This is a genomic window from Kitasatospora sp. NPDC008050 (genome assembly GCF_042957465.1).
GTDB lineage: Bacteria > Actinomycetota > Actinomycetes > Streptomycetales > Streptomycetaceae > Kitasatospora.
The window spans coordinates 60,633-84,980 of sequence record NZ_JBIBIJ010000025.1 but is presented as its reverse complement, the minus strand read 5'-3'; the positions used below and the strand labels follow the sequence as shown (position 1 = coordinate 84,980).

Genomic DNA, 24,348 nt, shown 5'->3' with positions numbered 1-24,348 from the left:
CGGGTCCGGACAGGCGGGGCAGCGGGTCACGCATGACGGCGCAGGGCTCCTCGCTCGACCCGCCAGAGGGCGAGGGAGTGCGGCCCGGCCGGTGGCAGGACCCGGGGGGCGCTCGGGACGCGGCTGCGGTCGAGCAGGGCGGCGGCCGCGCCAAGCGGCGTCCAGGCCCGGTAGCCGGCGTCCTGGCGGCGCTGCAGCCCGGCCCGGGCCAGCGCCTCGGGGCGGGCCGCAGCGGACCACAGCTCGGCCGACTCGCGGGCCAGCGCGGCGGCGAGCGCAGGCGTGTCCGATCCGGCCCGCCAGCAGAGCAGTTCGACGGCCACGCCGCGCCCGGCGACAGCGGTCCGACCCAGGACGGGATGCCCGAGCCGGGCGGCCGCTGCCTCGGCGGTGCCCTGCCGGCCCAGCAGGGCGGCGCAGTGGTCGGTCCGCTCCGGGCCGCGCACCAGCGAGAGGACGACCAGACCGTCCAGTTCCGCGGCGAGTGCGGGCGCAGCCGGCTCGTCGTCGGGTGCAGCCGGCTCGTGGTTGGGTACAGCCGGCTGGTGGTTGGGCGCGCCGGTGGCGGTCGCCGTCGCAGCCACCGACGTGGCAGCGTCCGCCGTCGCAGCCACCGACGTGCCGGCGCCCGGCCGGGCCGCGGCGTCGACCGCCGCCAGGATCCGATCGATCGCCAACCCCGCTCCCGCCAGGACCAGTTCGGCGTTCTCCCGCCGGTAGTGCCGATCCGTGAATGCGTGCACCTGTGCCGGATCGAGCCGGGCCACGCTGGCCGGGTCCGCCCACCCGGTCGCGGCCAGACCGTGGCCCGGGCAGGCGGCCGCGGCGACGGCAGGGCCGAGCGCGAGCAGCGGTTGGCCGGCTGCCTGGCGCAACTCCACCAGGACCGCCTGCCGTTCGGCCTCGACGGTGTCCGCAGGCAGTTCCGAGGTACCCAGCAGCGCCGCGAGGCGGGCTCCGAGTGCGGGGGCGTCCTCGGCGAGGCAGACCGCGCTGAACGTCGTCCCGGTGTTGTCGGTGACGCCGCGAACCGGCGGCATCGAGGCGGGCCCGGGCGGACCGGCGGCGATCCTCAGGTGCTCCGCCAGATGCGCGGCGCCGAACGACGGCGCCCGGTCGTCGGCCGAGCCGGCACCGATCCGCAGGACGGCACCGGCCGTGTGGGCCCCGGGCTGCTCCAGCAGGGTGAGGCGCAGCCCGGAGATGTCCACCGAGGTGCTGCTCATGCCGCTGTCCAGCCTTCCAGGAGGTCCGCCGAGACCGCGCCCACCGCCACCAACGCGGGCTGGCCGGAGGTGACTTCGACCGGCAGGACGCCGTCGTCGGCCCGCTCCCGCACCGCGGCGGCCAGCGCCGCCAGCTCGGTCTCGCCCCGCGACCGGCGCCGCAGCTCGTCCACGGCGCCGAACGGCTGGTCCGCCTGGAGCAGCAGAGCCGTGCGCAACCGCGCTGCGGCGGCCTGCCGTTCGGGCTCCGGGACGGGTTCGCGCAGCACCGTGCGGAGGGTGTCGAGCAGGATGCGCAGCGCCTCGTGGGCATGCTCGGGGGCCACTTGGGCATGGGCGCCGAGTGCACCGGCACCGGGACGGCTCAGCTGGAGGGCGCCGAGTCCGTAGGCGAGCGGCCGGTCACCGCGCAGCGCGGGGGCGAGCCGGCCGCCGATGCCGTGGCTGCCGAGCAGTTCGACGGCCAGCTCCGCGGCACCGGGTGCGGGAAGCGTCACCGGCAGCGCGACCGCCACCCGCACCGCCGAACCGCCGGGCTGCTCGCGCACCTGCCGTCCACCCCGCCAGTGCGCCCGGGGCTGCGGCACTCGCACCGGCGCGGCCTCGTCGTCCTGGCCGTACGTCCTCACCCCGTCGCCGCAGGAGGCTTCCAGCGCCTCGCGCAGGTCCTGCGGGGTGATCGCCGCCAGTGTCTGCGCCGTGCCGAGTGAGGGCCGGTCCGGGCCCCAGGCGGTGGCCTCCAGCAGGTCCATGACCTGGGTGTACGGATCCCCCAGACAGGCATCGGCCAGCCGGAGTTGCGCAGCCACCAAGGCCTGGAGCCGGGCGGTGTCGGGCGACGCGGTCCGGTTGAAGCGCTGCACCACCTCGGCGAGGTCGTCCAGGCCGGACCAGAAGGCGAACGAGGAGCAGTCGGCGAGCAGTTGATGGCGGGTGTGCCAGGCCCGCTCGCGGGCGAGCGCGCCCGGACCGTCCGCCTGCGGGTGCATCAGGTGGCGTGCGGTCAGGGCGGCCAGCCCGAGGCGCTCGGGCGGATCGTCGGCGAAGCCGTACGGCAGGTCGACGATCAGCGCCCGGCCGGTCGGCAGGCTCGTCGGCCGGCTGGTCGGCCGGCTGCTCACGGGATGCACGAAGTCCCCTCCTCCGCAGGCGCGTTCAGCCAGTTGACCGAGGTGACGAGCTGCTGCTCGGTCAGCCGGTCCGGATGGGCGGCCAGGCAGGCCAGCTGACCCTTCGTCAGCTTCTCCCGTCGATCGTGTCCCAGGAGTTCGTCCAAGTCGGCTGCCAGCTTGTCCAGTCCGGCCAGCACGTCAGGGTCCGAGTCGTCGACTTCGACTTCCAGGCAGGCGTACCGCCGCAGCGGCGCGATGCCGCCCCGCGGGGCCCGGAACTCCACCTCGTCGATGCTGAAGGTCACCCATGACGGCAGGCCGTGCAGCGAACCGGTGCGCTTGTGCCGGATCTGGGTGAGCACCCCGGCGGGGACGAGCGGCCCCTGGGCCATGCCGTAGCGGCGGACATGGCCCACGGGCAGCACGGCGGGGTCGTTGATCACCTGGCCGATCCGGCCGGGGTCCACGCGTTCGGCGATCTCCAGGCAGTCCCGGCGCCCGTCCCAGAGCACGGTCTGCTTCAGCCGCAGCCAGGCGATGTCGGAGGCCCGGCCGGTGTTGACGATGCAGCCCAGGGCGTGGCCGGCGCGGGCCAGGCTGAACTCGGCGTCGTCCACGTACATGGTGGACTGGGAGACCGTGAGCGGATCGGTGAGCGCATGCAGATGGCGTTCGAACACCTCGGCGGCCAGGAGGCCGGGCGGCGAGGCCTGGCCGACGTCCAGCTGCCACTTGTGCTCGAACTCGGTGCTGATGACCCGACGGACGGCCGGCGTCCGGGGCTCGGTGACTGCGCTGGCGTTCACCGTGGTCACCGGTGGGCCTCCTTGGGTCATCGGGCGGGATCATCGGGATCGGGGTCATCGGGCGGGGGCATCGGGCGGGGCTATCGGGCGGGCGGGGGCTCGGTGAAGAGCGTGAACACATCGACGTCCCGGTCCGCGAGGCCGAGCAGCGAGCGGCACAGTCGGCGCACCACCCCGGCGGAGGCGGGCGGCGGCCGGAAGTGGCCGGACTTGGTGTTGGCCACCACCATCTCCACCTGCTCCCTGCCGAGCAACACGATCTCGCCCGCCGCCAGGACGCGCAGGCGTTCCGGCACCAGCATCGGATGGGCCACCGGGACCGCGTCGACGGTGGCCCGATTACGCCCGAAGGCGAGGTCGTGCAGTTCGAACGCCCGGTTCCAGATGCGTAGTTCGCCGTGGTCGGTGACCGCGTACATGTAGCAGGTCCGCGGGCTGAGCCGCTCGAAGGCCTGCCGCGCTCCGGTCACGGTCACGGTGTCCGCCATGACCTGCCCGGAAACCACCCCGTAATGGCTGTCGAAATGCTCGCGGCTGTATTCGATGAGGGGTGGGGAATCGCGCAACACGGTCCGCCAGGGCATGTCGACACTGTTCGGCGGCGCACTGGCGCTGTAGAGCTCCTGGACCAGCGGGCGCAATTCGCTCAACCGCGCCTCCAGTTCCGGGTGACCGCGACGGGACAGCAGCATGGAACGAATGGCGAGCAGTTCCTCGTAGCGGACGAAAACCACGGCTTGCGAGCCCGCGCCGTAGCGGCCGCTCATCTGGCGCGCCAGGTCCCGATAGCGGAGCAGGATCGCACGGCAGTCGAAGGGCTCGATGGCGGTGCTCTCAGCGGTTCCGGCAGTCATCAGGCTTCCATCTGGCTTCCATCTGGCTTCGCTCTCGGCACGACGGGAGGAGCTGGGCCGACCGCCCCGGGAACGGATCGGCCCAGCCACGGCCTTACTTCACGGCCTTACTTCGTGGTCCTACTTCGTGGTCCTACTTCGCAGTCCTACTTCGCGGTCTTCTTCGACTCCGGCCAGGTCGCCCCGGCCTGCGCCGCCGCGAGGCTCGCCTCACCGTCGGCCGTGGCGTCGATCGCCCGCAGGCTGTCGATGATGGCGTCCACCCGAAGGGTCTCGTTGTGCAGGTCCATGTCCATGCTCTGTTCTCCTTTCAGAGTTGAGATGACGTGAAACATTGCGCTGCCGCTGGACGGTCACTTCGTTGTCCAACCGCTGGAATCAGAGTTACCCGCCACTGTCCCGCCGGTAAACGACCCGGTTGTGTGGGCAACCCCACGGTCGATCGGTGAACCGAGCTCCTATGACGATCCGTTAACGTTACTGACTGGTAAGTGAGTTGGGGCAGATTCGTACCGAACCGGCAGCTTGTCGGTTATGGTGCGGAGGCCGCGAATCGCTGTCGCGACGGCCCGGTTCCGCGTCCCACCGAGGAGTCGGCTGTGCTGACCAGACTTCTCCGCGCCCACGCGCGGACACATGTGCGAGCGCTCGTGCTGCTGATGGCGCTCCAACTGCTCGAAACCGCAGCGGCCATGGCCCTGCCCCGGCTCAACTCCTCGATCATCGACCACGGCGTGGCCGCCGCGGACGCCGGAGCGATCACGCGCACCGGCGCCGCGATGCTCGGTGTGACGCTCTGTCAGATGCTCTGTGCGGGCGGCGTGTTGCTGATCGGTGCCAGGGTCGCCGCCGCCGTCGGGCATGACCTGCGCGCCGCCGTTTTCCAGCGGGCGCAGTCGTTGCCGACACGCGAGTTGGAGCGGTTCGGCACCGCCACGCTGATCGCCAGGACCACCGGCGACGTCCAGCAGATCCAGGCGCTGGTGCTGCTCGGCCTGGTGATGACCGTGGCAGCACCGCTGACCCTGGTCTGGGGAGTGGTCCTGGCGCTCGGGCAGGACCTGCCGCTCACCGCGCTACTCGCCCTCGTCGTGCCGGCGCTCGGCCTGCCGACCGCGCTGGCCGTGCGGCGGATGCGCCGGGTGATGGCCCGCAGCCGGCTCGCCCAGGACGAGGTCGGCCGGCTGCTGCGGGAGCAGATCGGCGGCCAGCGGGTGATCCGGGCCTTCTCCCGGATGGACCACGAGCAGAGTCGATTCGCGCACCAGAACGATGAGTTGCTCCAGCTCGCGCTGCGAATGGGCCGCCTGATGGCCCTGATGTCGCCGCTGACCGGCCTGGTGCTGAACGGCGCGGGCGTCGCCGTGCTCTGGCTCGGCGGCCACCGGATCGCCTCCGGCGACCTGCGGATCGGCGCGCTGACCGCCTTCCTCGGCTACCTCGCCCAGGTGCTCAGTTCGGTCTCCCTCGCGGCATACCTGTTCGTGGTGCTGCCCGGGGCCGAGGTCAGCGCGCGGCGCATCGCCGAGGTGCTGGACGCGCCCACCCCGCCCGGGACCGACCGTGCCCTGCCCCGTTCCGCCGGCCCCGGACTGCTGGAAGTCCAGGACGCCGACTTCCGCTACCCGAACGCGCAGGATCCGGTACTGGCCGGGATCCGGCTCACGGCCCGGCCGGGCGAGACGATCGGCCTGGTCGGCCCGACCGGGAGCGGCAAGAGCACCCTGCTCAACCTGATCCTCGGACTCCACGAGGCCACCGAGGGCGCCGTGTTGATCAATGGCGTCGACGTCCGCGAACTCGACCCTGCCGAGCTGTCCCGGGCCGTGTCCGTGGTGCCGCAGCGGTCCTACCTGTTCTCCGGCACCATCGCCGACAACCTGCGCCACGGCCGTGCCGGGGCCACCGACGAGGAACTCTGGCAGGCCCTGGACACCGCGCAGGCACGGGAGTTCGTGGTCCGGCTGCCGGAGCGACTGGCGGCACCGGTCACCCAGGGCGGCGCCAACCTGTCGGGCGGCCAGCGGCAGCGACTGGCGATCGCCCGCGCGCTGCTGGCGGAACCCGCCGTACTGCTGCTCGACGACCCCGCCTCCGCCCTCGACCGGGCCACCGCCGCCGACCTGCGGGCGGCCCTGGCCCGGACGACGGCCACCCGCACGGTGGTCATCGCCGGCCAGCGCGTGGACGCGGTCCGCGACGCCGACCGGATCGTGGTCCTCGAAGCGGGCCGGGTGGTCGGCACCGGAAGCCATGCCCAACTGCTGGCCGACAACAGGACCTACCAGGAGCTCGCCCGAAGCCAGCAGGACGAGGACTGGCCGGGCGAGTCGGAGTACGGCGAGCAGGGACACGCCTCCCAGGAGCACGGCGAGCCGGACGGTGCCGGCCACCGGCAGGCGACGATCACCCCGCAGCCCGCAGGAGGTGCCGGATGAACAAGCCGCACAGCACCAACCGCCGATTGGCCGCCCTGTTCCGCGACGACTGGCCCGCGCTCGCCGCCGCACTCGCCCTGTGCGCGACCGGCGCCGCCCTCTCGGTGCTCGGTCCGCTGCTGCTCGGGCGGGCGACCGACCTGATCGTCTCCGGCATCCGGCACGCCACCACCGGCCCTGCCCACCACGGCACCGACACGGCCACCGGCACCGGCGTCGGCACGGGCACCGGCACCGGCACCGGCACCGGCACCGGCACCGGCACCGGACGGTTCGACTTCGCCGCCCTGGACCGCCTGCTGCTGCTCGTCCTCGCCGTCTACGCGGGTGCGGCGCTGTTCAACCTGCTCGGCGTGCGGCTGGCGATCCGCGCCGTCGAGCGCACCGTGTACCGGTTGCGCGCCCGGCTCCAGGCCAAGCTCACCCGGCTCTCCTTCGCCCACCTCGACCGGCAGCCGCGCGGCGACCTGCTCAGCCGTGCCACCAACGACCTGGACTCGCTGGCCCAGACCGGCCACCAGGTGATCGGACAGATCGTCAACTCGGTGGTCACCATCACCGGTGTCCTGGCGATGATGTTCTGGCTCTCCCCACTGCTGGCCCTGCTCACCCTGGTCCTGGTCCCGGTCTCGGCCGGCGTCACCAGGGTGCTGGGCAAGCGCGCCCGGCAACGGTTCGCCACCCAGGCCGCCGCGACCGGCGCCCTCAGCGCACACGTCGAGGAGATGTACACCGGCCACGCCCTGGTCAGGCTGTTCGGTCTGCGCGACGAGGCCGCCGAGCGGTTCCGCCGGCACAACGCCGAGCTGCGCGACGCCGCGTCCGGCGCCCAGCTGATGTCCGGCCTGATCGAACCGGCGATGGGCTTCCTCGGGAGCCTCGGCTACGTGCTGATCGCGGTGGTCGGCGGCCTGCGGATCGCCTCGGGCGCACTGAGCGTCGGGGAGGTCCAGGCGTTCGTCCAGTACTCCCGCCAGTTCAGCCTGCCGCTGACCCAACTCGCCGGCGTCAGCGCGCTGGTCCAGTCCGGCCTCGCCTCCGGTGAGCGGATCCTGGAGCTGCTCGACGCCGAGGAACAGCAGCCCGACCCGTCGCTGCCCGCACGCCCGGCCGAGACCCGCGGGGCGGTGGCCTTCGAACGCGTCTCGTTCCGCTACGACCCGGAGCAGCCGCTGATCGAGGACTTCTCCCTGGAGGTCGCCCCCGGGCACACCGTCGCCGTGGTCGGGCCCACCGGCGCGGGCAAGACCACCCTGACCAACCTGCTGCTGCGGTTCTACGAACCGACCCGCGGCCGGATCACTCTCGACGGCGTGGACATCGCCGCCATGACCCGCGCCGAGCTGAGCCGCCGGGTCGGCCTGGTCCTCCAGGACACCTGGCTGTTCCAGGGCACGATCGAGGAGAACATCGCCTACGGCCGGCCCGGGGCCACCCGCGCCGAGGTCGAGGCGGCGGCCCGCGCCGCCCATGCCGACCACTTCGTGCGGACCCTGCCCGCCGGCTACCGGACCGTGCTCGGCGAGGACGACGGCGCCGGAGCCGGATCATCGGGCATCAGCGCGGGGGAACGGCAGTTGATCACCATCGCCCGCGCCTTCCTCGCCGACCCCCCGGTCCTCGTCCTCGACGAGGCCACCAGCTCGGTGGACGGCCGCACCGAAGCCCTCGTCCGCCGAGCCCTGGCAGCCCTGCGCGCCGGTCGCACCACCTTCCTGATCGCCCACCGCCTCACCACGGTCCAGTCCGCCGACACGATCCTGGTCCTGCACGACGGCGCCATCGTCGAACAGGGCACCCACCCGGACCTCCTCGCCGCCGACGGCCCCTACGCCCGCCTCCACGGCCTCCCGCCGGCCCGGACCACCTCGACAGCACCGCCCTCCGTGGCGGCCGGGCAACCGTCCGCTTGACCCCGCCGCACACACCCAGCCACAACCTGCTTTCCTGTCACGCCCGATCAAGAGCCTGACCGACCCAAGACCGCACAGCCTTCACCCGAACCACGCCGCGCCACTACCGGGAACCCCTGACCACGGAAGCACCAGCTCACCCCAGACCACCAGCACCCACGCATCGGAACGATCCCCGCGAGCGCGGGGCTGACGTCATCGAGCAGGCGTGGCTGCTGCACTCCCACGGACCATCCCCGCGAGCGCGGGGCTGACATGTCCAGGAGTGCGGCCACCTCCATCGTCCCGGGACCATCCCCGCGAGCGCGGGGCTGACAGGCCCTGGGGGACGGACACCTCGACCATCCGGGGACCATCCCCGCGAGCGCGGGGCTGACAGCCTGGGCGAGGCCAACCACCCGTCCACTGGGGGACCATCCCCGCGAGCGCGGGGCTGACACTTCGTGAGCTGGGACGTTACCGCGTTGCTGGCTGCGTTTCATTCAGTTCGATACGCAGTCGCTCTCCCCCCGTCGACCTTGGTAGGCGCGGCGTCACGCTCTCAGGTACGCGGTTGCGACGTCGCATTGATCAGTTGACTCCCGTTCAGCGCCTTGCGGTGCGCAGGCTAGCGTGTTCGGGCATCGCACAAGTGCCTTTCTCTCAGGCTCCATCCATTTCGGTGTTCACGTGTCCGGCCGGTCAGAGGCGTCACTTACCGTGGTCGGTAGTTCACGCGGGAACCAAGGACAGGGGCGGGGCAGACTGTTGGACGACTGGTGGGGGCGTTACGAGCCCCGGGTGCTGACCGCTTTGGGCGCTTTGTGGGGGAAGTCGGCCGGGCGGGGCGGCGGGACGGTGAACCTTCTGCTGTCGCACATGCTGGACACGGCGGCGGTGGCCGAGCTGGTGTGGGAGCGGTACTTGGCGCCCGTGACTCGTTGGCGGCTGGACGAGTTGGCCGGGGAGCCGGGGCAGGGTCGGCGCTTCTTCGCCTGGTTGTGCGGGGTGCACGACTGCGGGAAGGCGACGCCGGCCTTTCAGCACATGGATCCGGCCGGGGCGCGGGCTGTCCTGGCGTCGGGGCTGGCGTGGGACCGGTTCGCGGTAGGCCGCACGTCGTGGCGGCACGACAAGGCGGGCGGCAAGTTGATCCGTCGCCTGCTGGCGGAGAATCAGTGGGACCCGGAGCACATTGATTGGGTGTGGCCGCTGATCGCCGGCCATCACGGCAGGCTTCCGACGCTTGGTCAGCTCAGCGTGGGGAAACCGAAGTTGCAGGGACAGGGTCCCGCTTGGGAGGCGACACAGGCGGCCCTGGTGGAGCTGTTCAGCTACGAGGTAGGTTTCACGGGCGAGCAAGCTCTGCGGAGTGTTCAGCCGCGGCTTCGGCCGTCTCGCGCGCTTCAGCTCCAGTTGTCCGGTCTGGTGGTGATGTGCGACTGGATCGCCAGCGATGAGCGGTACTTCCAAGGGGTGGACGAGCTGTCGAGGGTGCGGATGCCCGCTGCGCAACAGCGAGCATCCGCTGCCTGGTCGAAGCTCGGGCTGCGGGGTGGGTGGGGGCGGTTGGCGCCGCCGGTCCCGACAGCGTTCCTCGAGCGGTTCGGCGCTCGTCCCAGGGCTTCGCAGCAGCTGTTGCTGGATGTGGCGGCGCGGATGGGTGGGCCCGGGGTGCTGGTTGTGGAGGCGCCGATGGGCGAGGGGAAGACGAATGCCGCGCTGGCGGCGGTCGAGGTGCTGGCTGCCAGGTTCGGCGCGGATGGCGTGTTCGTCGGCATGCCCACCCAGGCGACCAGCGACCCGATGTTCAGTCAGGTCCGTGGCTGGCTGAAAGGGCTCGGGAGCGGTTTGGACGAGCAGGTCGCCCTCCTGCACGGCAAGCGCATGTTCAACCAGGAGTGGCGTGCTCTGCTGGCGGATCTCGGGGACTGGGGTCAGGATGCGGATGCCTGCTTCGCCTCGGTGAGTGAGGACGAGCCTGACGAGTACGGTATGGCGTCTGACTTCGGGTCAGCTGAGGGCAGTCATGCCCGGCGCGCGCCGGCGGAGTGGTTCCTGGGCCGCCGTCGCGGCCTGCTGAGCCCGTTCGCGGTCGGGACGATCGACCAGCTACTGTTCGCCGCCACCCGTACCAAACACGTCATGCTGCGCACCGCGGGGTTGAGCGGGAAGGTAGTGGTGCTGGACGAGGTGCACGCCGCAGACGTCTACATGTCCCAGTTCCTCAAGGAGGGCTTGTGGTGGCTGGGACAGGCGCGGGTGCCCGTGGTGCTCCTTTCGGCGACTCTTCCGCCTGCGCAGCGCCGGGAGTTGGTGGCGGCCTACCTGTCCGGTGCCCTGGCCTCCGAGGTCGACGAGGTCGCCGAGGCAGATCTGGTGAGGCTCGCGGAGCCGGCGGGCTATCCGAGCGTGACGGCAGCCTGGTTGGGCAAGGACGGTGCGGAGTTCATTGTGGAGAGCACCGAGTCGTGGCGCCAGGACCTGGATGTCCGCGTGGAGGTGCTTGCGGAGGCTCCGGCGCAGTCACAGGACACCACGCGGGATCAGGCTGCCCAGGCACATGCGGACGTGGTGGAGATGCTTGCGGAACGCCTGGTGGACGGTGGCTGCGCTCTGGTCATCCGGAACACCGTCGTACGAGCCCAGGACACCTTCGAGGCCCTTCGCACGGTGTTCGGCGCGGACGTGCGGCTGCTGCACGGCCGCCTGCACGCGGGCCATCGGGCGGAGCGCACGGAGGAGTGCTTGGAGCTCCTCGGTCCACCTGGGCCCGACAGGCAACGTCCTGAGCGCTTGATCGTGGTCGCCACCCAGCTCGCGGAGCAGTCCTTCGACGTGGACGCCGACCTCCTGGTGACCGATCTGGCGCCCATCGACCTGCTGCTCCAGCGGATCGGCCGCTTGCACCGGCATGAGGGAGTGAAGCGGCCCGACCGGGTGGCCTCCCCCACGGTCGTAGTGACCGGCTTCGCACCGCAAGCGGACACTCCTCCGTTGCTGCTAAGGGCAAGCGAGGCGATCTACGGACGCTACCTCCTGCTGCGTGCCGCCGCTCAGGTCCTGGCGACTGCACAGGAGAGCGGGTGGAAGATCCCGCGTCAGGTGCCGGGCCTGGTCTCCGAGGGATACGGCACGAGCCAGGATCTGGTGCCCGATTCCTGGCGGGCGGCGCATGACTTGGCTCGGGAGGAGTGGGCTGGCAGGCAGGACCAGCGAGCTGTGGACGCGCAGGACTACCTGCTGACCCGGGCCGGCGAGCACGGGGCACCGACGCTGGAGGGACTGCACTGTGCGGGGACCCACGGGGGCCTGAGCGAAGGGCAGTTCGAGGCACTGGTACGCGATGGCAAGCCGAGCGTGGAGGTGGTGCTGGTTCGGCGCGACAGCCGGGGGCTGTATGCGGTGTCGGGCCGGCGGCTGGGCCCGAACGGCGAGGTGGCGACGGACCTGTTGGACGACGTGCTCGCGGGCACCGTCCGCCTGCCCACCGCACTGACGGCGGCAGCCGAGCAGGAGCTCAACCCCCTTGCGGGGTGGCGGGACCATCCGTGGTTGCGGTACAGCCGGGCGCTGGTCCTGGAGGAGGACGGGAAGGCGCAGGTGGGCGGGTTCAAGGTGGCCTACGACAACGCACTCGGTCTGGTCGTGTCAGGCCAGCCCGGTACAAGGTGAGGCCATTGCACTGCTGGGTGCATTGTTGCCGCGTGCGCCGAGCCCGGCGGGCTCTCACCGGGGGCCTCCTGCCAGGCCACGAGTCATATCGACCCGCTTCTTCTGGGCGGTCCTGGAGATCCTGGTGTTCGCGTCACGCACGGCGCCAGACAGTGCCAGGATGAGGTCAACTCGCGGCCTTCACCAGGCCAGTTGGAGGGAAATTCGCGTGCCCGAGTACAATCTGCTCGACGAGCAGTGGTTGATGTTGCGCCCGCTTGTTGGAAGCGTCGTCCCGCAGCCTGTGGGGCTGCGGGACGCACTGCTGCGCGCTGACGAGTTCGAGGGCTTGACGGTGGAGTTCGCCACCCAGCTGCCGGCCCTGATGCGCCAGGTGCTGCTTCCGGTGGTCGGACATGCGCTGGGCGTGCCGGACACCCGCTCTGATTGGGCCGATCGGTTCAAGCAAGCGCGCTTCAGCGACGACGAGCGAGGCAAGTTGCAGGCGTACTTCCAGAAGCACCGGGCCCGCTTCGATCTGTTCGATCCGGTCGCCCCATTCGCCCAGGTAGCGGGTCTTCGGACACCGAAGGACGAGACAAAGGGCTCGGCGACAGTGGTGGCCACGGCGGCAAGCGGCAACAACGTTCCGCTGTTCGCCAGCCGCACGGACGCCAATCCGCTGGAGCTGACGCCTGCTCAGGCTGTCCACTGGCTGCTGCACGCGCACTGTTGGGACACCGCGGCGATCAAGACGGGCGCGGCTGGCGACTCGAAGGTGAAGGCTGGGAAGACGACGGGCAACCCGACTGGCCCGCTCGGGCAGCTGGGTGTCGTGCTGCCGATGGGCCGCAGCCTGTACGAGACGCTGCTGCTCAACCTCCCGGTGACTCCGAAGTCGCAGGTTGGCCACCCGCAGTGGTACCGCCCTCCCCTCGGGCCGGCGTGGGAATCGCGCCCAGCCCGGGGGCTACTGGACCTGTGGACGTGGCAAGCCCGCCGGATCCGGATGATCCCCGAGGAACGCGAGGCCGGAACCGTGGTCACCCGCATCGTCCTCTGTGCCGGTGACCGGCTCACGCCGAGGCCGGCCATGGAACCGCACACCGCCTGGAGCCTGGGCCAGCCGACCACGCGCAAGTCGACTCCCGCAAAGACAGCGGTCGGTGAGCGCCGTCCGCGCCGACACAGCCCGGGCAAGGCAGTGTGGCGCGGGCTGGAGGCACTGCTGGCACCCGCCAGGCAGACGGAGGGGAAGTTCGAGACCAGCGTCCTGCTCGACCAGCTCTCCGGCATGGTCGAGGCCGGGCACCTCACGGCCAACTATCCGCTGCGGGTGGAGACCTTCGGCATGGTGTACGGCACGCAGTCGGCGGTGGTGGAGGATGTCCTGCACGACGCGATCCCGCTGCCCCTGCTGGCCCTGCGCGAGCACGAGCAGATGCACGAGATGCTGTTGGAGGTCACCGAGCAGGCCGAGAAGCTGGCTTGGGCCTGCAACAACCTCTCCGCCGACTTGCGCCGAGCGGTCGGTGCCGACCCGATCCCGTGGGACAAGGGGCAGCGCCCCGGCGAGATCCTTCTACACCAACTCGATCCGCTGGTGCGCCGCCTGCTGCTCGACCTGCAGAAGGCCGCCGACGACGATCTCATCGAGCAGCGCAGGCAGTCCTGGGAAGCTGCGGCCTGGCGAGCGACGCTGACCGCGGCCGAGCCGCTCTTCGAAGCAGCCCCCCCAGCAGCCTTCACCGGCCGCAGGGCCGCGGCCGCCGGCAAGGGCCCGGAGCCGACGCTGTACTCACTGGGCACGTCCGCCAGCCATTTCCAACGCCAACTGCAAACCTTGCTGCCCCGCCAGGCCGAGGCACTGCGCGCAGTCCGGGCAGAGCGGCAAGAGGCCCGCGAAGAATCAGCCGACGAGCTTGCTGGAGCTGACAATTGATGGGAGAACGGATCATGGCGCAGCGCCTCTACTGGGACCGGTACGTGGGCCCCGACAACCGGTGGCGCACCGACTGGGCGACCGGTGGGCGCGCGCAGCCGCCCGGAGAGGAACTCGCCGCTCTTCGCGGCGGATTGGGGCGGCCAGCCATGGACTGCCCAAAGACCTGGCCCTTCTACATCACGCCTGTTGACGATGTGCTGGCACTGCGGGACCAGATCTCCGACGAGCAGGAGGCCGAGCACGGCGCGCTTGCCCTGTTCGGCCTGCATCAGCAGAGCCAGGACGCACCAATGCACCGCCAGGGCGTCAAACTAGGTCAAGCGCTGTTGGCGCTTCGGCGCAGCGGCAAGTTCAGCGAGGAAGCGGTGGACCGGCGGGTGGCCACGATGGCGGGCGCCACCAACGTGTCGGCGCTGCTGGTCCACTTGCGCGGGATGGTCACTCAACTGCGAACAGTCAAACAGCCGTTGGACTATACGCACCTGATGGCTGACATTCGCTCCTGGCATTGCGTCGAGCGCCGGCCGGCGGTACGCCGCCGCTGGGCGCTCGGCTACCAGGCGTGGCGGTCGCAATAGCCGTACGAGCCCGCTCAGACATAACGCAACCCCACGAGTCGAACTCCCTTTCGCCCAGGCTGCCTTGTTGGCCCTTTCGAGGAGTAACGCATGACCAAGCGTCTCTACGTCGACGTGCACATCCTGCAGACCGTCCCGCCAGCGAACCTGAACCGGGACGACAACGGGAACCCGAAGGAGGCCTACTTCGGGGGCAAGCGCCGCTCCCGGGTCTCCTCCCAGGCCTGGAAGCGCGCGACGCGTATGCACTTCGCCGAGCGGTGCGGTCCGCAGGACCTGGCGACGCGGACCAAGCGGATCGCCGGTCAGCTCGCCAAGCGGCTGCAGGAGCGCACCGGGATCGCAGCGCAGGACGCGGAGCGGATCGCCGGGGCAGTCCTCAAGCCCATGGGCATCACCGCGGGCAAGAAGGCCGGTGACACCGCCTACCTCCTCTTCTTCGGCCGCCGCCAGCTGGAGAGCATCGTCGGTCTGGTCGCCGATGACGCCACCGACCTGTCAGCGCTGGAGGACAAGGCGCTGGAGGAGGCGGTAGCCGGCCTGCCGGTTCGCGAGCAGTTGCAGAACGGGCATCCGGCCGATGTGGCGCTGTTCGGCCGGATGGTGGCCGACATTCCCGGGCTGAACGTCGACGCAGCAACCCAGGTCGCCCATGCGATCTCCACGCACGCCACCGAGTTGGAGTTCGACTACTACACGGCGGTGGACGACGAGAACACCGCGGACGAGACCGGCGCCGGCATGATCGGCACCATCGGCTTCAACTCCGCCACGCTCTACCGCTACGCCACCGTCGGCGTGCACCAGCTGCAGGAGAACCTCGGCGAGGACAAGGCCGCCATCGAGGCCATCGACCTGTTCGTCGACTCCTTCTCCCGTTCCATGCCCACCGGTTACGCGAATTCTTTCGCCCACCGCACCCGGCCGAGCCTGGTCGCCGTTGTCGTTCGGACCGACCAGCCGGTCAACCTGGTCTCCGCCTACGAGCGGCCCGTCCCGAACGGCGACGGCGTCGTCTCAGCCTCCGCCCGCCGCCTGGCCGACGAGTACCGCACCGCGACCCGCCAGTGGGGCGACGCCCCGCTGCTGACCGCGGTCTGCCACACCCTGGGCGACGACGATGCGGACGGGACCGAGCTGGCCGAGGCCTTCGGCACCAACAAGACCTTCCCGCAACTCCTCGACGCCCTCAAAGCCGCCCTCGGCGCCGAACTGGACGCCCGCTGATGCCCCCTCACTCCCGCCCGCAGCAGGCGGACACCGCTCCCCCGCCAACCGCCGCGCCGACGCGCGCCGTCCTACTGCTGCGCCTGGCCGGTCCCATGCAGTCCTGGGGCGATCGCAGCGCCTTCAATCGACGTGAGACCCGTCCGCAGCCTACGAAGTCCGGCGTCGTCGGGCTGCTCGCCGCAGCCGCCGGCCGCCCCCGCGAGGCCGACATCACCGACCTGACCGGCCTTCAACTGGGCATGCGCATCGATCAGCCCGGAACGTTGCTGCGCGACTACCACACAGTCAGCGACTACCGCGGCAGGCCGCTGCCCCAGGCCGGGGTCAACGCCAAAGGCCTCCAGAGGCCCACCTCCCCGGCGAAGGACACCCACGTAACCCAGCGCTTCTACCTACAGGACGCGGTCTTCGTCTGCGCCCTCGAAGGCCCCCGGCCCCTCCTAGCTGCCCTCGCCGAGGCGATGCGCCACCCGGCGTTCCCCCTCGCCCTCGGCCGGCGCTGCTGCGCACCCACCCAGCCCCTCGTCCTAGGTGACCTGCGCGGGCCCGGCCTGGAGCGGGCCCTGCGCGATGAGCCCTGGCAGGCCGGACATCACGACCGCGAAGCGTTCCAGCGTCGCACCCCGGTCACCCTCACCAGTCGCGTCGACCTGCCCGCCACCCTGGAAGACCCGGGCGGCGAGGACAGCTGGCAGGACGTCCCGCTAACCTTCGACCCGCGCCGACGAAGCTTCACCACCCGCCGTGTCCGCCACATCTGGCTGGACGTGCCCACCGGTCTGGTACAGACCACCTCCCACCGCGACGCCGACACCGGCACCGATGCCGGCCACGACCCGTTCGCCCTGCTGGGCTGGTGACCCGATGACCTACCTCTCCCGCATCCGCATCAACCCGCTGCGCGCCGCCAGCCGCACCCTGCTCGCCAACCCCCGCGCCCTGCACGGCGCCGTCACCGCCGGCATCGCCGAAACCCCCACCGCCCAGCGAGTCCTCTGGCGTCTGGACAGCGACAACCCGCGCCGCCCCCAACTGCTCGTCCTCACCCCCGCCAGGCCCGACTGGAACCACATCGTCGAACAGGCTGGGTGGCCCGACACCGACGGCGAGCACTACGCCATCCGCGACTACGCCCCGCTACTCACCCAGCTCGCCACCGGCCGTGAGTTCGCGTTCCGGCTCACCGCCAGCCCGGTCCAGAACACGTCGACTCCGGCAGGGTCCAGCCCCCATCGCACCAAGACCGCCGACGAGCTGCGCCACCGCTCCTATCGGGTCCCGCACCGCACGGCCGCCCACCAACTCGGCTGGCTCCTCGAGCGCACCGAACGCTGGGGGTTCGAGATCCCGCTCGCCCGTACCGACCCCGCCGCCCCCGGTCTGGAGGCCGACCAGCCGACTCCGCCGGACGGCGAACCGGCGCGCGACGTGCGCATCACCGACCGCAACCGTCACACCTTTACCAAACCAGACAGTCGCACCCGCGTCACCCTCACCACCGCCACCTTCGAAGGTCGACTGCGCATCACCGACCCCAAACTGCTGGAAGCCGCTCTCCTCGACGGCATCGGTCCCTCCAAAGCCTACGGCTGCGGCCTACTCACCCTCGCCCCGCTGCGCCCCCTGGAGCACTGACCAGTGGCCGACATCTGGTGGAAATCCCACCCCCACGACCTGCATCGCCTTGCCGACCGCGTCTCGAGCCTCTACATCGAACGCAGCCACCTCGACCGCGACGAGAACGCCGTCGTCATCATCAACAAACGCGAGACGGTGCGCGTACCCGCCGCCATGGTCGCCGTCGTCCTCCTGGGCCCCGGCACCCGCGTCACCCACGGTGCCATCAATCTGCTCGCCGACTCCGGCACCACCGTCTGCTGGGTCGGCGAGCAGGGCGTACGCATGTACGCTGCAGGCCTGGGCCCAAGCCGCGGAGCCGGCCTGCTCAACCGGCAGGCCTGGCTGGTCAGCCGAACCAAGGAGCGCCTCGCCGTCGCCCGCGCCATGTACCGGATGCGCTTCCCCGGTGAGGACGTCGACACCGCCACCATGCAACAGCTGCGCGGACGCGAAGGCGCCCGCATCCGCAAGCTCTACCAAGCCGAAGCGCGCCGCACCGACGTCCCGTGGAACGGACGCGTCTACCAACCCGGCGACGCCCACGCAGCTGGCGACGACCTCAACCGCCTGCTCTCAGCCGCCAACGCCGCCCTCTACGGCATCTGCCACGCCGTCATCACCGGGCTCGGCGCCAGCCCCGGCCTCGGCTTCGTCCACACAGGCCTGGCCACCTCCTTCGTCCTGGACATCGCCGACCTCTACAAAGCCGACCACACCATCCCGCTCGCCTTCGACCTCGCCAAACAAGGCCTCACCGAGGAACGTGATGCCCGCCTCGCCCTACGCGACCGCGTCGCCGAGAACCGTCTGCTCGGCCGCATCGTGACCGACGTGAAGTCGCTGCTCACCCCCGAGGGAACCGAGATCCCAGACACCGAAGCCAACGAACTCTGGGACGAACGCCTCGGCGCTGTCCCCGGCGGCGCCAACTGGGCCCACACCACGGCACTGATCGATCCAGGCATGGGCGACGAGCACCTTGCCGTCATCGGACCCGAGTTCGAGCAGGCCCCGGCGCAGAGGCCCAGCACGTGACCGTGATCATCCTCATCGCCGCCCCCGAAGGACTCCGAGGCCACCTGACCCGCTGGATGGTCGAGGTCAACGCCGGCGTCTTCGTCGGCAACCCCAGCCGGCGCATCCGCGACCGCATCTGGGACCTCCTCGCCACCCGCATCGGCGACGGCCAAGCCGTCCTCGTGGAACCTGCTGACAATGAACAAGGATGGACCGTCCGAACAGCCGGCAAGGACCGCTGGCGCCCGGTCGACTACGACGGACTGATTCTCTCCGCGCGCTCACAGCGCTAACGTCGCAGGTCATGAAGCCTCGGCCCCGCGCTCGCGGGGGTTGCTCCTATGACGACCTGACCGCAGAGCAGTTCCAGGACTCGGCCCCGCGCTCGCGGGGGTTGCTCCGACGAGGGGGTGAGCACGTCAGCGGCCGGGAACTCGGCCCCGCGCTCGCGGGGGTTGCTCCAGTCTCGACGGCGCCGCCCTGACCCTGACCGGCTCGGCCCCGCGCTCGCGGGGGTTGCTCTCGCTGAGCGCATGGACCAAAGTCCTTAAGGAGCTCGGCCCCGCGCTCGCGGGGGTTGCTCCAGCCGGGCGGTGCTCCGGTGGGCGCTCACCGGCTCGGCCCCGCGCTCGCGGGGGTTGCTCAGCATGCCCGGGATGCCGGTGAAGCCGGAGAAGCTCGGTCCCGCGCTCGCGGGGGTTGCTCCACGAGCAGGACCGGCGGCCAGGGCGCTGTGCGCTCGGCCCCGCGCTCGCGGGGGTTGCTCCCTGGTGTTCCGCGACGTCTACATCGCCAACAACTCGGCCCCGCGCTCGCGGGAGTAGTCCGTGGCGCCGCATCGAGCTGACGGCGCTTCAAGCGTCGGCCCCGCGCTCGGAAGACTTCAAGTCCAGCGAGACGGTCGTGACGCTATGAGGTTTGTGGTGCGGGCTCGCGGCGCTTGGCCGGGTCGTTGATCCACGCCGTGTGCGGTATCTCGGGCGGTCGAGGGCGGCGGCCAAAGCGTTCGGGGTGTCGGGTGTAGGCCTCGTTGAGGGTGTCGGCCCGCTGGTGGCGCACCTCGTCAGCGGTGCCGAAGTGGACGCTGGCGGGGGTGTGGTAGCCCATGCCTGAGCGCCGGCTCTCGTGGTTGCAGTACGAGATGAAGGCGTCGAACCCTTCGCGGGCGTGGGCCAGGCCAGGTCTCTGTCATGGGTGGCTGGCCCACGAGCACCGCGCGCCAGGGCGGCAACGGCCCTGGCGCGCGGTGTGGTGAGTGGGGGAGGCTCGGCCGCTGGATGGTGGCGGCCCGGCGGTCAGGAGGTGACGTGGTTGGCCCAGAGCGAGGGGTCGTTCACGTTGTCCTTGGTGACGAGAACGGAGGGGAGTTGGTCCTCCATGCCGTTGGGCAGCAGAACGATGGTGGAGCCGTGGTCGGTCGGACCGGCCTGGAAGATCTTGTTTTCGGCGGCGGCCTGGGCGTAGAAGAGGGCGTACTTCGCGTACAGGTCGGCCGGCTGGCTGGACGTGGCGTCGATCTGGCCCTGGCGGATCGCGTCGAGTTCCTGCGGGATGCCGTCGTTGGAGACGATCACGATGTGGCCGGGCTGTCCGACCGGCTTGAGCAGGCCCTTCTGCTGCAGCAGGTCCAGTGTCGGTTGCAGGAAGACACCGCCGGCCTGCATGTAGATGCCGGCCAGGTCGGGGTTGGCGGCCAGCGTGCTCTGCAGCTTCGCGGACGCCACGTCGCCCTTCCAGTCGGTGGCCAGCTCGATCACCTGGATGCCGGGGAACTCGCTGCGCATGCAGAAGGCGAAGGCCTGGGACCGGTCGTAGCCGTTGATCGAGCCGAGTGAGCCCTGGAGCTCGGCCACCTTGCCCTTTCCGCCGAGTTGCTTGCCCAGGTACTCGCAGGACTTGGTGCCGTACGCGCGGTTGTCGGCGCGGACCACCATGTACGTCTCGCCGCTCTCCGGCACGGTGTCCACGCTGATGGCGCCGATGTGCCGGGCCAGCAGGTCGTCCAGCATGGCTGAGGTGCCCGTGGTGTTCTGCGGGGCCATCACGATCGCCGTGGGCCGCTTGGCTGCGAGCGCCTTGACGTTGGCGGCGAGCTTGGTGTCGTCACCGTTCGACTCGGTGATCGGCAGGACGTTCAGCTTCTGCTCGGCGATGTCCGCTCTCAGGTACTGCGCGTACGCCTTCCAGAAGGCGGAGTCGGTTCGCGGGATGTCGATCCCGATGCCCGCCGACGCACTGCGGGTGGTGGGCGAGGTCGCCCCGCAGCCGCTGAGTGATCCGGTCAGCAGCAGGATGGCGCCGCCGACCGCTGCGGAAGGGGCGATACTTCTCTTCACTTGTCAGACCGTCCTGGGGATGGGGTTTCTCTCGCCGTGTGGCGGAGAGGGGCGGAGGACCGAGGCCCTGGCACGTGGCTGGGAGGTGAGCGTGTCGAGGGCGACGGAGTCGATGGTGGTCCCGGCGGCCAGCCACTCCTCCACTGCGGCGACGTGGACCGCACTGGTAGCGGCCGCGAGCCCCGCATCGCGGGCGGCCAGAGCTCGCCAGATGGCCTCGTGCTCGCGATGTGCCTGCTGACGGGCGGTCGAGTGGCTGGTGCCGCGGACGATGCGCAGCCGCTGGGTGTGGGTGGAGAGGATGCCCAGCAGGGTGGAGAGGACCGGGTTGCCGACCGAGTCGGCGATGGTGCGGTGGAACTCGATGTCGAGCTCGACGAACTCCTCGACCTCGATCTCGCCGGCGCACCGGTCGAGGATGCTCCGCAGCGCTTCGAGCTGCTCCCCGGTCAGCCGGCCGGCGGCGAGGGCGGCGGCCGGCGGTTCCAGCAGGCTTCTGACCTGCAGGAGTTGGCGGGCGCTGTGGCCGTGGGAGACGTCGGCGGCGAAGGTCATCGCCTCCAGCAGGAGATGCGGTTCCAGCCCGGAGACGTAGGTGCCGTCGCCCTGCTTGGCGACCAGGATCCGCATGGCGGTGAGGGCTCGGACGGCCTCGCGCAGCGAGTTGCGGGACAGTCCGAGCTGTTCGGAGAGGTCGGCCTCGTTGGGCAGCCGCGTGCCCGGTTGCAGGACGCCGGAGACGATCATCTCCTTGATCCGCTCGATGGCCTGGTCGGTCACCGCCATGCTGCTCGCACCTCCGTGGTGGATCGGACTCGCGGGGCCTCTCCCCCTCGGCGGACCCCGACGGACCCCCGACGGGCCCTCGACGGACCCGCGACGGACCCCCGGAGGGCCTCCGTGGGTCCGTGCGGGTTGTCGAAGCGGCACAATCGGCTGCCCGACCTGTGCGATCGCGCCGCGTCGGCGGCTATCGGGCCTGACCTTCCGTCACTCCTGCTTCTCGCCGGAGGCGAAGCGGGAGATGATCAGGGCGATGATGATGATCGCGCCGTTGAGGAACTGGTTCCACAGCGGCGGTACGCCTGCCAGGGTCATCACGTTGACCACCAGTTGCAGTGTCAGCACGCCGGTGAGGGCGCCGAAGAGGGTACCGCGGCCGCCGTTGAGGCTGACCCCGCCGATGACGGTGGCGGCGAAGACCTGGAAGATCCAGCCGTTGCCCTGGTCGGCGGAGATGGAGCCGTAGTGGCCGGTGTAGAGGATGCCGGCGAAGGCGGCCAGCACGCCGCCGAGGATCAGCACGATCCAGGTGATCCGGTCGACCCGGATCCCGGCGGCCCGCGCCGCCTCGGGGTTGCCGCCGATCGCGTACAGCGCCCGGCCGTGCCGCAGCCAGGCCAGCGCCGCGCCGCCGACGGCGAACAGGAGCGCGCAGATCCAGATCGCGGCGGGTGCGCCGAACCAGGAGGCGCTGCCGAGGTAGCTGAAGGAGCCGGGCAGGTTGACGATGGACTGGCCCTGGGAGATGGCTACTTGGAGTCCGCGCAGCAGGGTGAGCGCGCCGAGGGTGACGATGAATCCGTTGAGCCGCAGTTTGAGGATGAGGAAGCCGTTGATCGCGCCGATCAGCGCGCCGACCGCCAGGCAGAGCGGGATCGCGGTCCAGCCCGGGAAGAGGCCGATGCCGTTGAATCGGGAGCCGTGGTCGGGCAGGACCAGCCAGACCGCGATCACGGGGGCCACACCGATGGTGGACTCCAGCGAGAGGTCCATCCGGCCGCTGATCAGGATCAGGGCCTCACCCAGGACCAGCAGGCTGAGTTCGGTGGCCTGTTGGCCGACACCGAGCAGGTTGTCGCTGGTCAGGAAGGCCGGTGAGACGGCGAAGCCGATCACGCCGAGGACCAGCAGGACCGGCAGCAGCGACAGGTCGCGGTAGCGGGCGAGGTCGAAGCGGCGGCCCGCCGCGGTGGCGACGGCGGGGGGTGCGGCGAGGTCAGTGGTGGGGGCCATGGTCTTCCTTCGTGTCAGTCGTGCCGGCCATGCCCTCCATGGCTGCGACCAGCTGTTCGTCGCTCCAGCCCGAGGGGAACTGGGCGACGACGCGGCCGTGGAACATGGCCACGACCCGGTCGCAGACCCGCAGGTCGTCGAGTTCGTCGGAGACGATGACGGCGCTCCGGCCGCTGTCGGCGACCTCCCGGATGGTGCCGAGCAGGGATTCCTTGGACTTGATGTCCACGCCGTTGGTGGGGCGGATCGCGACCAGGACGTGCGGCTGGGTGGCCAGCGCCCGGGCGATCACCACCTTCTGCTGGTTGCCGCCGGACAGGGCGGAGACGGGCGTCGCCGGTCCGGGGGTCTTGATGTCCAGGTCGGTGATCATGCGCTGGGCGAACTCCCGGGTGCGGGAGGGCAGTACGGTGCCGAACGGGCCCAACTGGTCGGTCACCGTCAGGGTGGCGTTCTCGGCGACGCTGCGCTGCGGGACCAAGCCCTGAAGGTGCCGGTCCTCGGGGACGAACCCGATCCCGGCGGCCAGCGCTGCCGGCACCCGGCCCGGGCGCACCGGGCGGTCGGCGACCGTGATGGTCCCGGCCTTGGGGCGGTGCAGTCCGGCCAGGGTCTCGCCGAGTTGGACGTTGCCGCTGGCCGCGGCCCCGGCGAGGCCGACGACTTCGCCGGCCCGGGCGGTCAGCGAGATCCCCTGGTAGGCCCCGGGCAGGTCGAGGTCCGTGACCTTGAGCAGCACGTCGCCCGCCGCGCGGGTTCCTCCGGTGGCCGACCAGGACGGCTCCGCGCCCCGCGAGGCCTCACCGGTCATCGCCTCGACCAGCTCGTGCTGGTCGAGTCCGGCGACCGGGGCGGTGAGGATGTGCCGCGCGTCGCGGTAGACGGTGACGGTGTCGCAGAGATCGTAGACCTCCTGGAGGTGGTGCGAGATGAAGAGGAACGCCACGCCCTGGCCCTGGAGTTCGCGCAGCTTGGCGAAGAGCCGCTCGATGCCACGGGCGTCCAGCTTGGCGGTCGGTTCGTCCAGGATGATGAACCGGGCGCCGAACGAGAGCGCCCGGGCGATCTCCACGAACTGGCGCTGTTCGACGGTGAGTTCCTCGGCACGAGTGCTCGGGTCGACGTCCACGCCGTACTCGGCGAGCAGTTCGGCGGCACGTAGCCGCAGCTGCCGCCAGCTGATCGGACGCAGCGCCCGCGCACTCTGCCGGTCGAGGAAGAGGTTCTCCGCGACGGTGAGAGTCCCGATGACCGTGGAGCGCTGGTAGACGCAGGCGACCCGGGAGCGCCAGGCGTCGGTGTCCCCGGGAGCCGGGGCCGGGTCGCCGTTGAAGCGCAGGGTGCCGGTGTCGGCGTTCTGCAGTCCGGTGAGGATGGAGACGAGCGTGGATTTGCCTGCGCCGTTGCGACCCACCAGGGCGTGCGACTCGCCGGGTGCTACCGAGATGCGGGCGTCGCGCAGCGCGACGGTGGCGCCGAAGCGCTTGCTGATCCCGTCGGCCTCGACAACGGGGCCCCGGATAGGGCTGGAGTCCGCCATGGCGGGGATGTCCTTTCCGCAGAAGACCCGGGGGCGGCGGTTTCGAGGGTGGTCGGGTACCGCCGCACCGGGGGCGTGGGATTA

The 24,348-nt window shown here is 70.9% G+C and carries 20 protein-coding genes and 2 CRISPR repeat arrays; of the genes, 10 read left to right on the top strand and 10 right to left on the bottom strand.

Annotated elements, in window-relative coordinates:
* Nucleotides 1–26: 26 nt before the first annotated feature.
* The 5 genes from ACFZB9_RS33475 to ACFZB9_RS33455 all read right to left on the bottom strand — a co-directional run bounded on the left by ACFZB9_RS33475 (nt 27) and on the right by ACFZB9_RS33455 (nt 4,294).
* Nucleotides 27–1,226, bottom strand: coding sequence for a hypothetical protein (locus ACFZB9_RS33475; RefSeq protein ID WP_391453508.1), 1,200 nt, complete (start codon nt 1,224–1,226; stop codon nt 27–29).
* Nucleotides 1,223–2,356, bottom strand: coding sequence for an insulinase family protein (locus ACFZB9_RS33470; protein ID WP_391453507.1), 1,134 nt, complete (start codon nt 2,354–2,356; stop codon nt 1,223–1,225). Before ACFZB9_RS33470 ends, ACFZB9_RS33475 begins: the two co-directional genes overlap by 4 nt.
* On the bottom strand, nt 2,344–3,153 hold the full coding sequence (locus ACFZB9_RS33465) for a hypothetical protein (RefSeq protein WP_391453506.1): 810 nt from the start codon (nt 3,151–3,153) through the stop codon (nt 2,344–2,346). The genes ACFZB9_RS33470 and ACFZB9_RS33465 overlap by 13 nt, the downstream gene beginning before the upstream one ends.
* 71 nt (nt 3,154–3,224) lie before the next feature.
* Nucleotides 3,225–3,998: a hypothetical protein gene (locus tag ACFZB9_RS33460; RefSeq protein ID WP_391453504.1), complete on the bottom strand. Its 774-nt coding sequence runs from the start codon at nt 3,996–3,998 to the stop codon at nt 3,225–3,227.
* 146 nt (nt 3,999–4,144) lie between these two features.
* Nucleotides 4,145–4,294 (bottom strand): hypothetical protein, encoded by a 150-nt coding sequence (locus tag ACFZB9_RS33455; protein ID WP_391453503.1) that lies wholly within the window; start codon nt 4,292–4,294, stop codon nt 4,145–4,147.
* A 303-nt stretch (nt 4,295–4,597) separates the two neighbouring features.
* On the opposite strand from ACFZB9_RS33455, the gene ACFZB9_RS33450 reads away from it, so the two are divergent.
* The 10 genes from ACFZB9_RS33450 to cas2e all read left to right on the top strand — a co-directional run bounded on the left by ACFZB9_RS33450 (nt 4,598) and on the right by cas2e (nt 18,665).
* Nucleotides 4,598–6,436: an ABC transporter ATP-binding protein gene (locus ACFZB9_RS33450; protein WP_391453502.1), complete on the top strand. Its 1,839-nt coding sequence runs from the start codon at nt 4,598–4,600 to the stop codon at nt 6,434–6,436.
* Nucleotides 6,433–8,349 (top strand): ABC transporter ATP-binding protein, encoded by a 1,917-nt coding sequence (locus tag ACFZB9_RS33445; RefSeq protein WP_391453501.1) that lies wholly within the window; start codon nt 6,433–6,435, stop codon nt 8,347–8,349. The genes ACFZB9_RS33450 and ACFZB9_RS33445 overlap by 4 nt, the downstream gene beginning before the upstream one ends.
* A 165-nt stretch (nt 8,350–8,514) precedes the next feature.
* A CRISPR array of direct repeats spans nt 8,515–8,788; the repeat unit is 23 nt; unit sequence ATCCCCGCGAGCGCGGGGCTGAC.
* Nucleotides 8,789–9,129: 341 nt separating this feature from the next.
* Entirely contained in the window at nt 9,130–12,003 is a 2,874-nt protein-coding gene (cas3, locus tag ACFZB9_RS33440) for a CRISPR-associated helicase Cas3' (RefSeq protein ID WP_391453500.1), read from the top strand.
* Between the two features lie 208 nt (nt 12,004–12,211).
* The gene (gene casA / locus ACFZB9_RS33435) at nt 12,212–13,924 is read left to right on the top strand and encodes a type I-E CRISPR-associated protein Cse1/CasA (protein ID WP_391453498.1); all 1,713 of its coding nucleotides are present in this window, start codon (nt 12,212–12,214) and stop codon (nt 13,922–13,924) included.
* A gap of 14 nt (nt 13,925–13,938) precedes the next feature.
* Nucleotides 13,939–14,505, top strand: a complete 567-nt coding sequence (gene casB, locus ACFZB9_RS33430; protein WP_391453496.1) for a type I-E CRISPR-associated protein Cse2/CasB — start codon at nt 13,939–13,941, stop codon at nt 14,503–14,505.
* Between the two features lie 90 nt (nt 14,506–14,595).
* Nucleotides 14,596–15,732: a type I-E CRISPR-associated protein Cas7/Cse4/CasC gene (gene cas7e / locus ACFZB9_RS33425; RefSeq protein WP_391453495.1), complete on the top strand. Its 1,137-nt coding sequence runs from the start codon at nt 14,596–14,598 to the stop codon at nt 15,730–15,732.
* Complete coding sequence (gene cas5e, locus ACFZB9_RS33420) at nt 15,732–16,595, top strand: type I-E CRISPR-associated protein Cas5/CasD (protein WP_391453493.1); 864 nt, start codon at nt 15,732–15,734, stop codon at nt 16,593–16,595. Before cas7e ends, cas5e begins: the two co-directional genes overlap by 1 nt.
* Before the next feature lie 4 nt (nt 16,596–16,599).
* Nucleotides 16,600–17,370, top strand: coding sequence for a type I-E CRISPR-associated protein Cas6/Cse3/CasE (gene cas6e, locus ACFZB9_RS33415; RefSeq protein ID WP_391453491.1), 771 nt, complete (start codon nt 16,600–16,602; stop codon nt 17,368–17,370).
* Nucleotides 17,371–17,373: 3 nt separating this feature from the next.
* A complete protein-coding gene (gene cas1e / locus ACFZB9_RS33410) occupies nt 17,374–18,390 on the top strand; it encodes a type I-E CRISPR-associated endonuclease Cas1e (protein ID WP_391453489.1) in 1,017 nt (338 codons plus the stop codon).
* Nucleotides 18,387–18,665, top strand: a complete 279-nt coding sequence (gene cas2e, locus ACFZB9_RS33405; RefSeq protein WP_391453488.1) for a type I-E CRISPR-associated endoribonuclease Cas2e — start codon at nt 18,387–18,389, stop codon at nt 18,663–18,665. Before cas1e ends, cas2e begins: the two co-directional genes overlap by 4 nt.
* A gap of 18 nt (nt 18,666–18,683) precedes the next feature.
* Nucleotides 18,684–19,199: a CRISPR direct-repeat array (repeat unit 28 nt; unit sequence CTCGGCCCCGCGCTCGCGGGGGTTGCTC).
* 82 nt (nt 19,200–19,281) lie between these two features.
* On the opposite strand, the gene ACFZB9_RS33400 is transcribed toward cas2e, so the two are convergent.
* The 5 genes from ACFZB9_RS33400 to ACFZB9_RS33380 form a co-directional block, all read right to left on the bottom strand.
* Nucleotides 19,282–19,479 carry a hypothetical protein gene (locus ACFZB9_RS33400; protein ID WP_391453486.1) on the bottom strand — a complete coding sequence of 66 codons (198 nt, stop codon included), beginning with the start codon at nt 19,477–19,479 and terminating at the stop codon, nt 19,282–19,284.
* A gap of 188 nt (nt 19,480–19,667) precedes the next feature.
* Nucleotides 19,668–20,708 carry a sugar ABC transporter substrate-binding protein gene (locus ACFZB9_RS33395; protein WP_391453485.1) on the bottom strand — a complete coding sequence of 347 codons (1,041 nt, stop codon included), beginning with the start codon at nt 20,706–20,708 and terminating at the stop codon, nt 19,668–19,670.
* Between the two features lie 3 nt (nt 20,709–20,711).
* Nucleotides 20,712–21,494 carry a FadR/GntR family transcriptional regulator gene (locus ACFZB9_RS33390; protein WP_391453484.1) on the bottom strand — a complete coding sequence of 261 codons (783 nt, stop codon included), beginning with the start codon at nt 21,492–21,494 and terminating at the stop codon, nt 20,712–20,714.
* A gap of 204 nt (nt 21,495–21,698) precedes the next feature.
* On the bottom strand, nt 21,699–22,724 hold the full coding sequence (locus tag ACFZB9_RS33385) for an ABC transporter permease (RefSeq protein ID WP_391453482.1): 1,026 nt from the start codon (nt 22,722–22,724) through the stop codon (nt 21,699–21,701).
* A complete protein-coding gene (locus ACFZB9_RS33380; protein ID WP_391453481.1) occupies nt 22,708–24,264 on the bottom strand; it encodes a sugar ABC transporter ATP-binding protein in 1,557 nt (518 codons plus the stop codon). The genes ACFZB9_RS33385 and ACFZB9_RS33380 overlap by 17 nt, the downstream gene beginning before the upstream one ends.
* Nucleotides 24,265–24,348 lie beyond the last annotated feature (84 nt).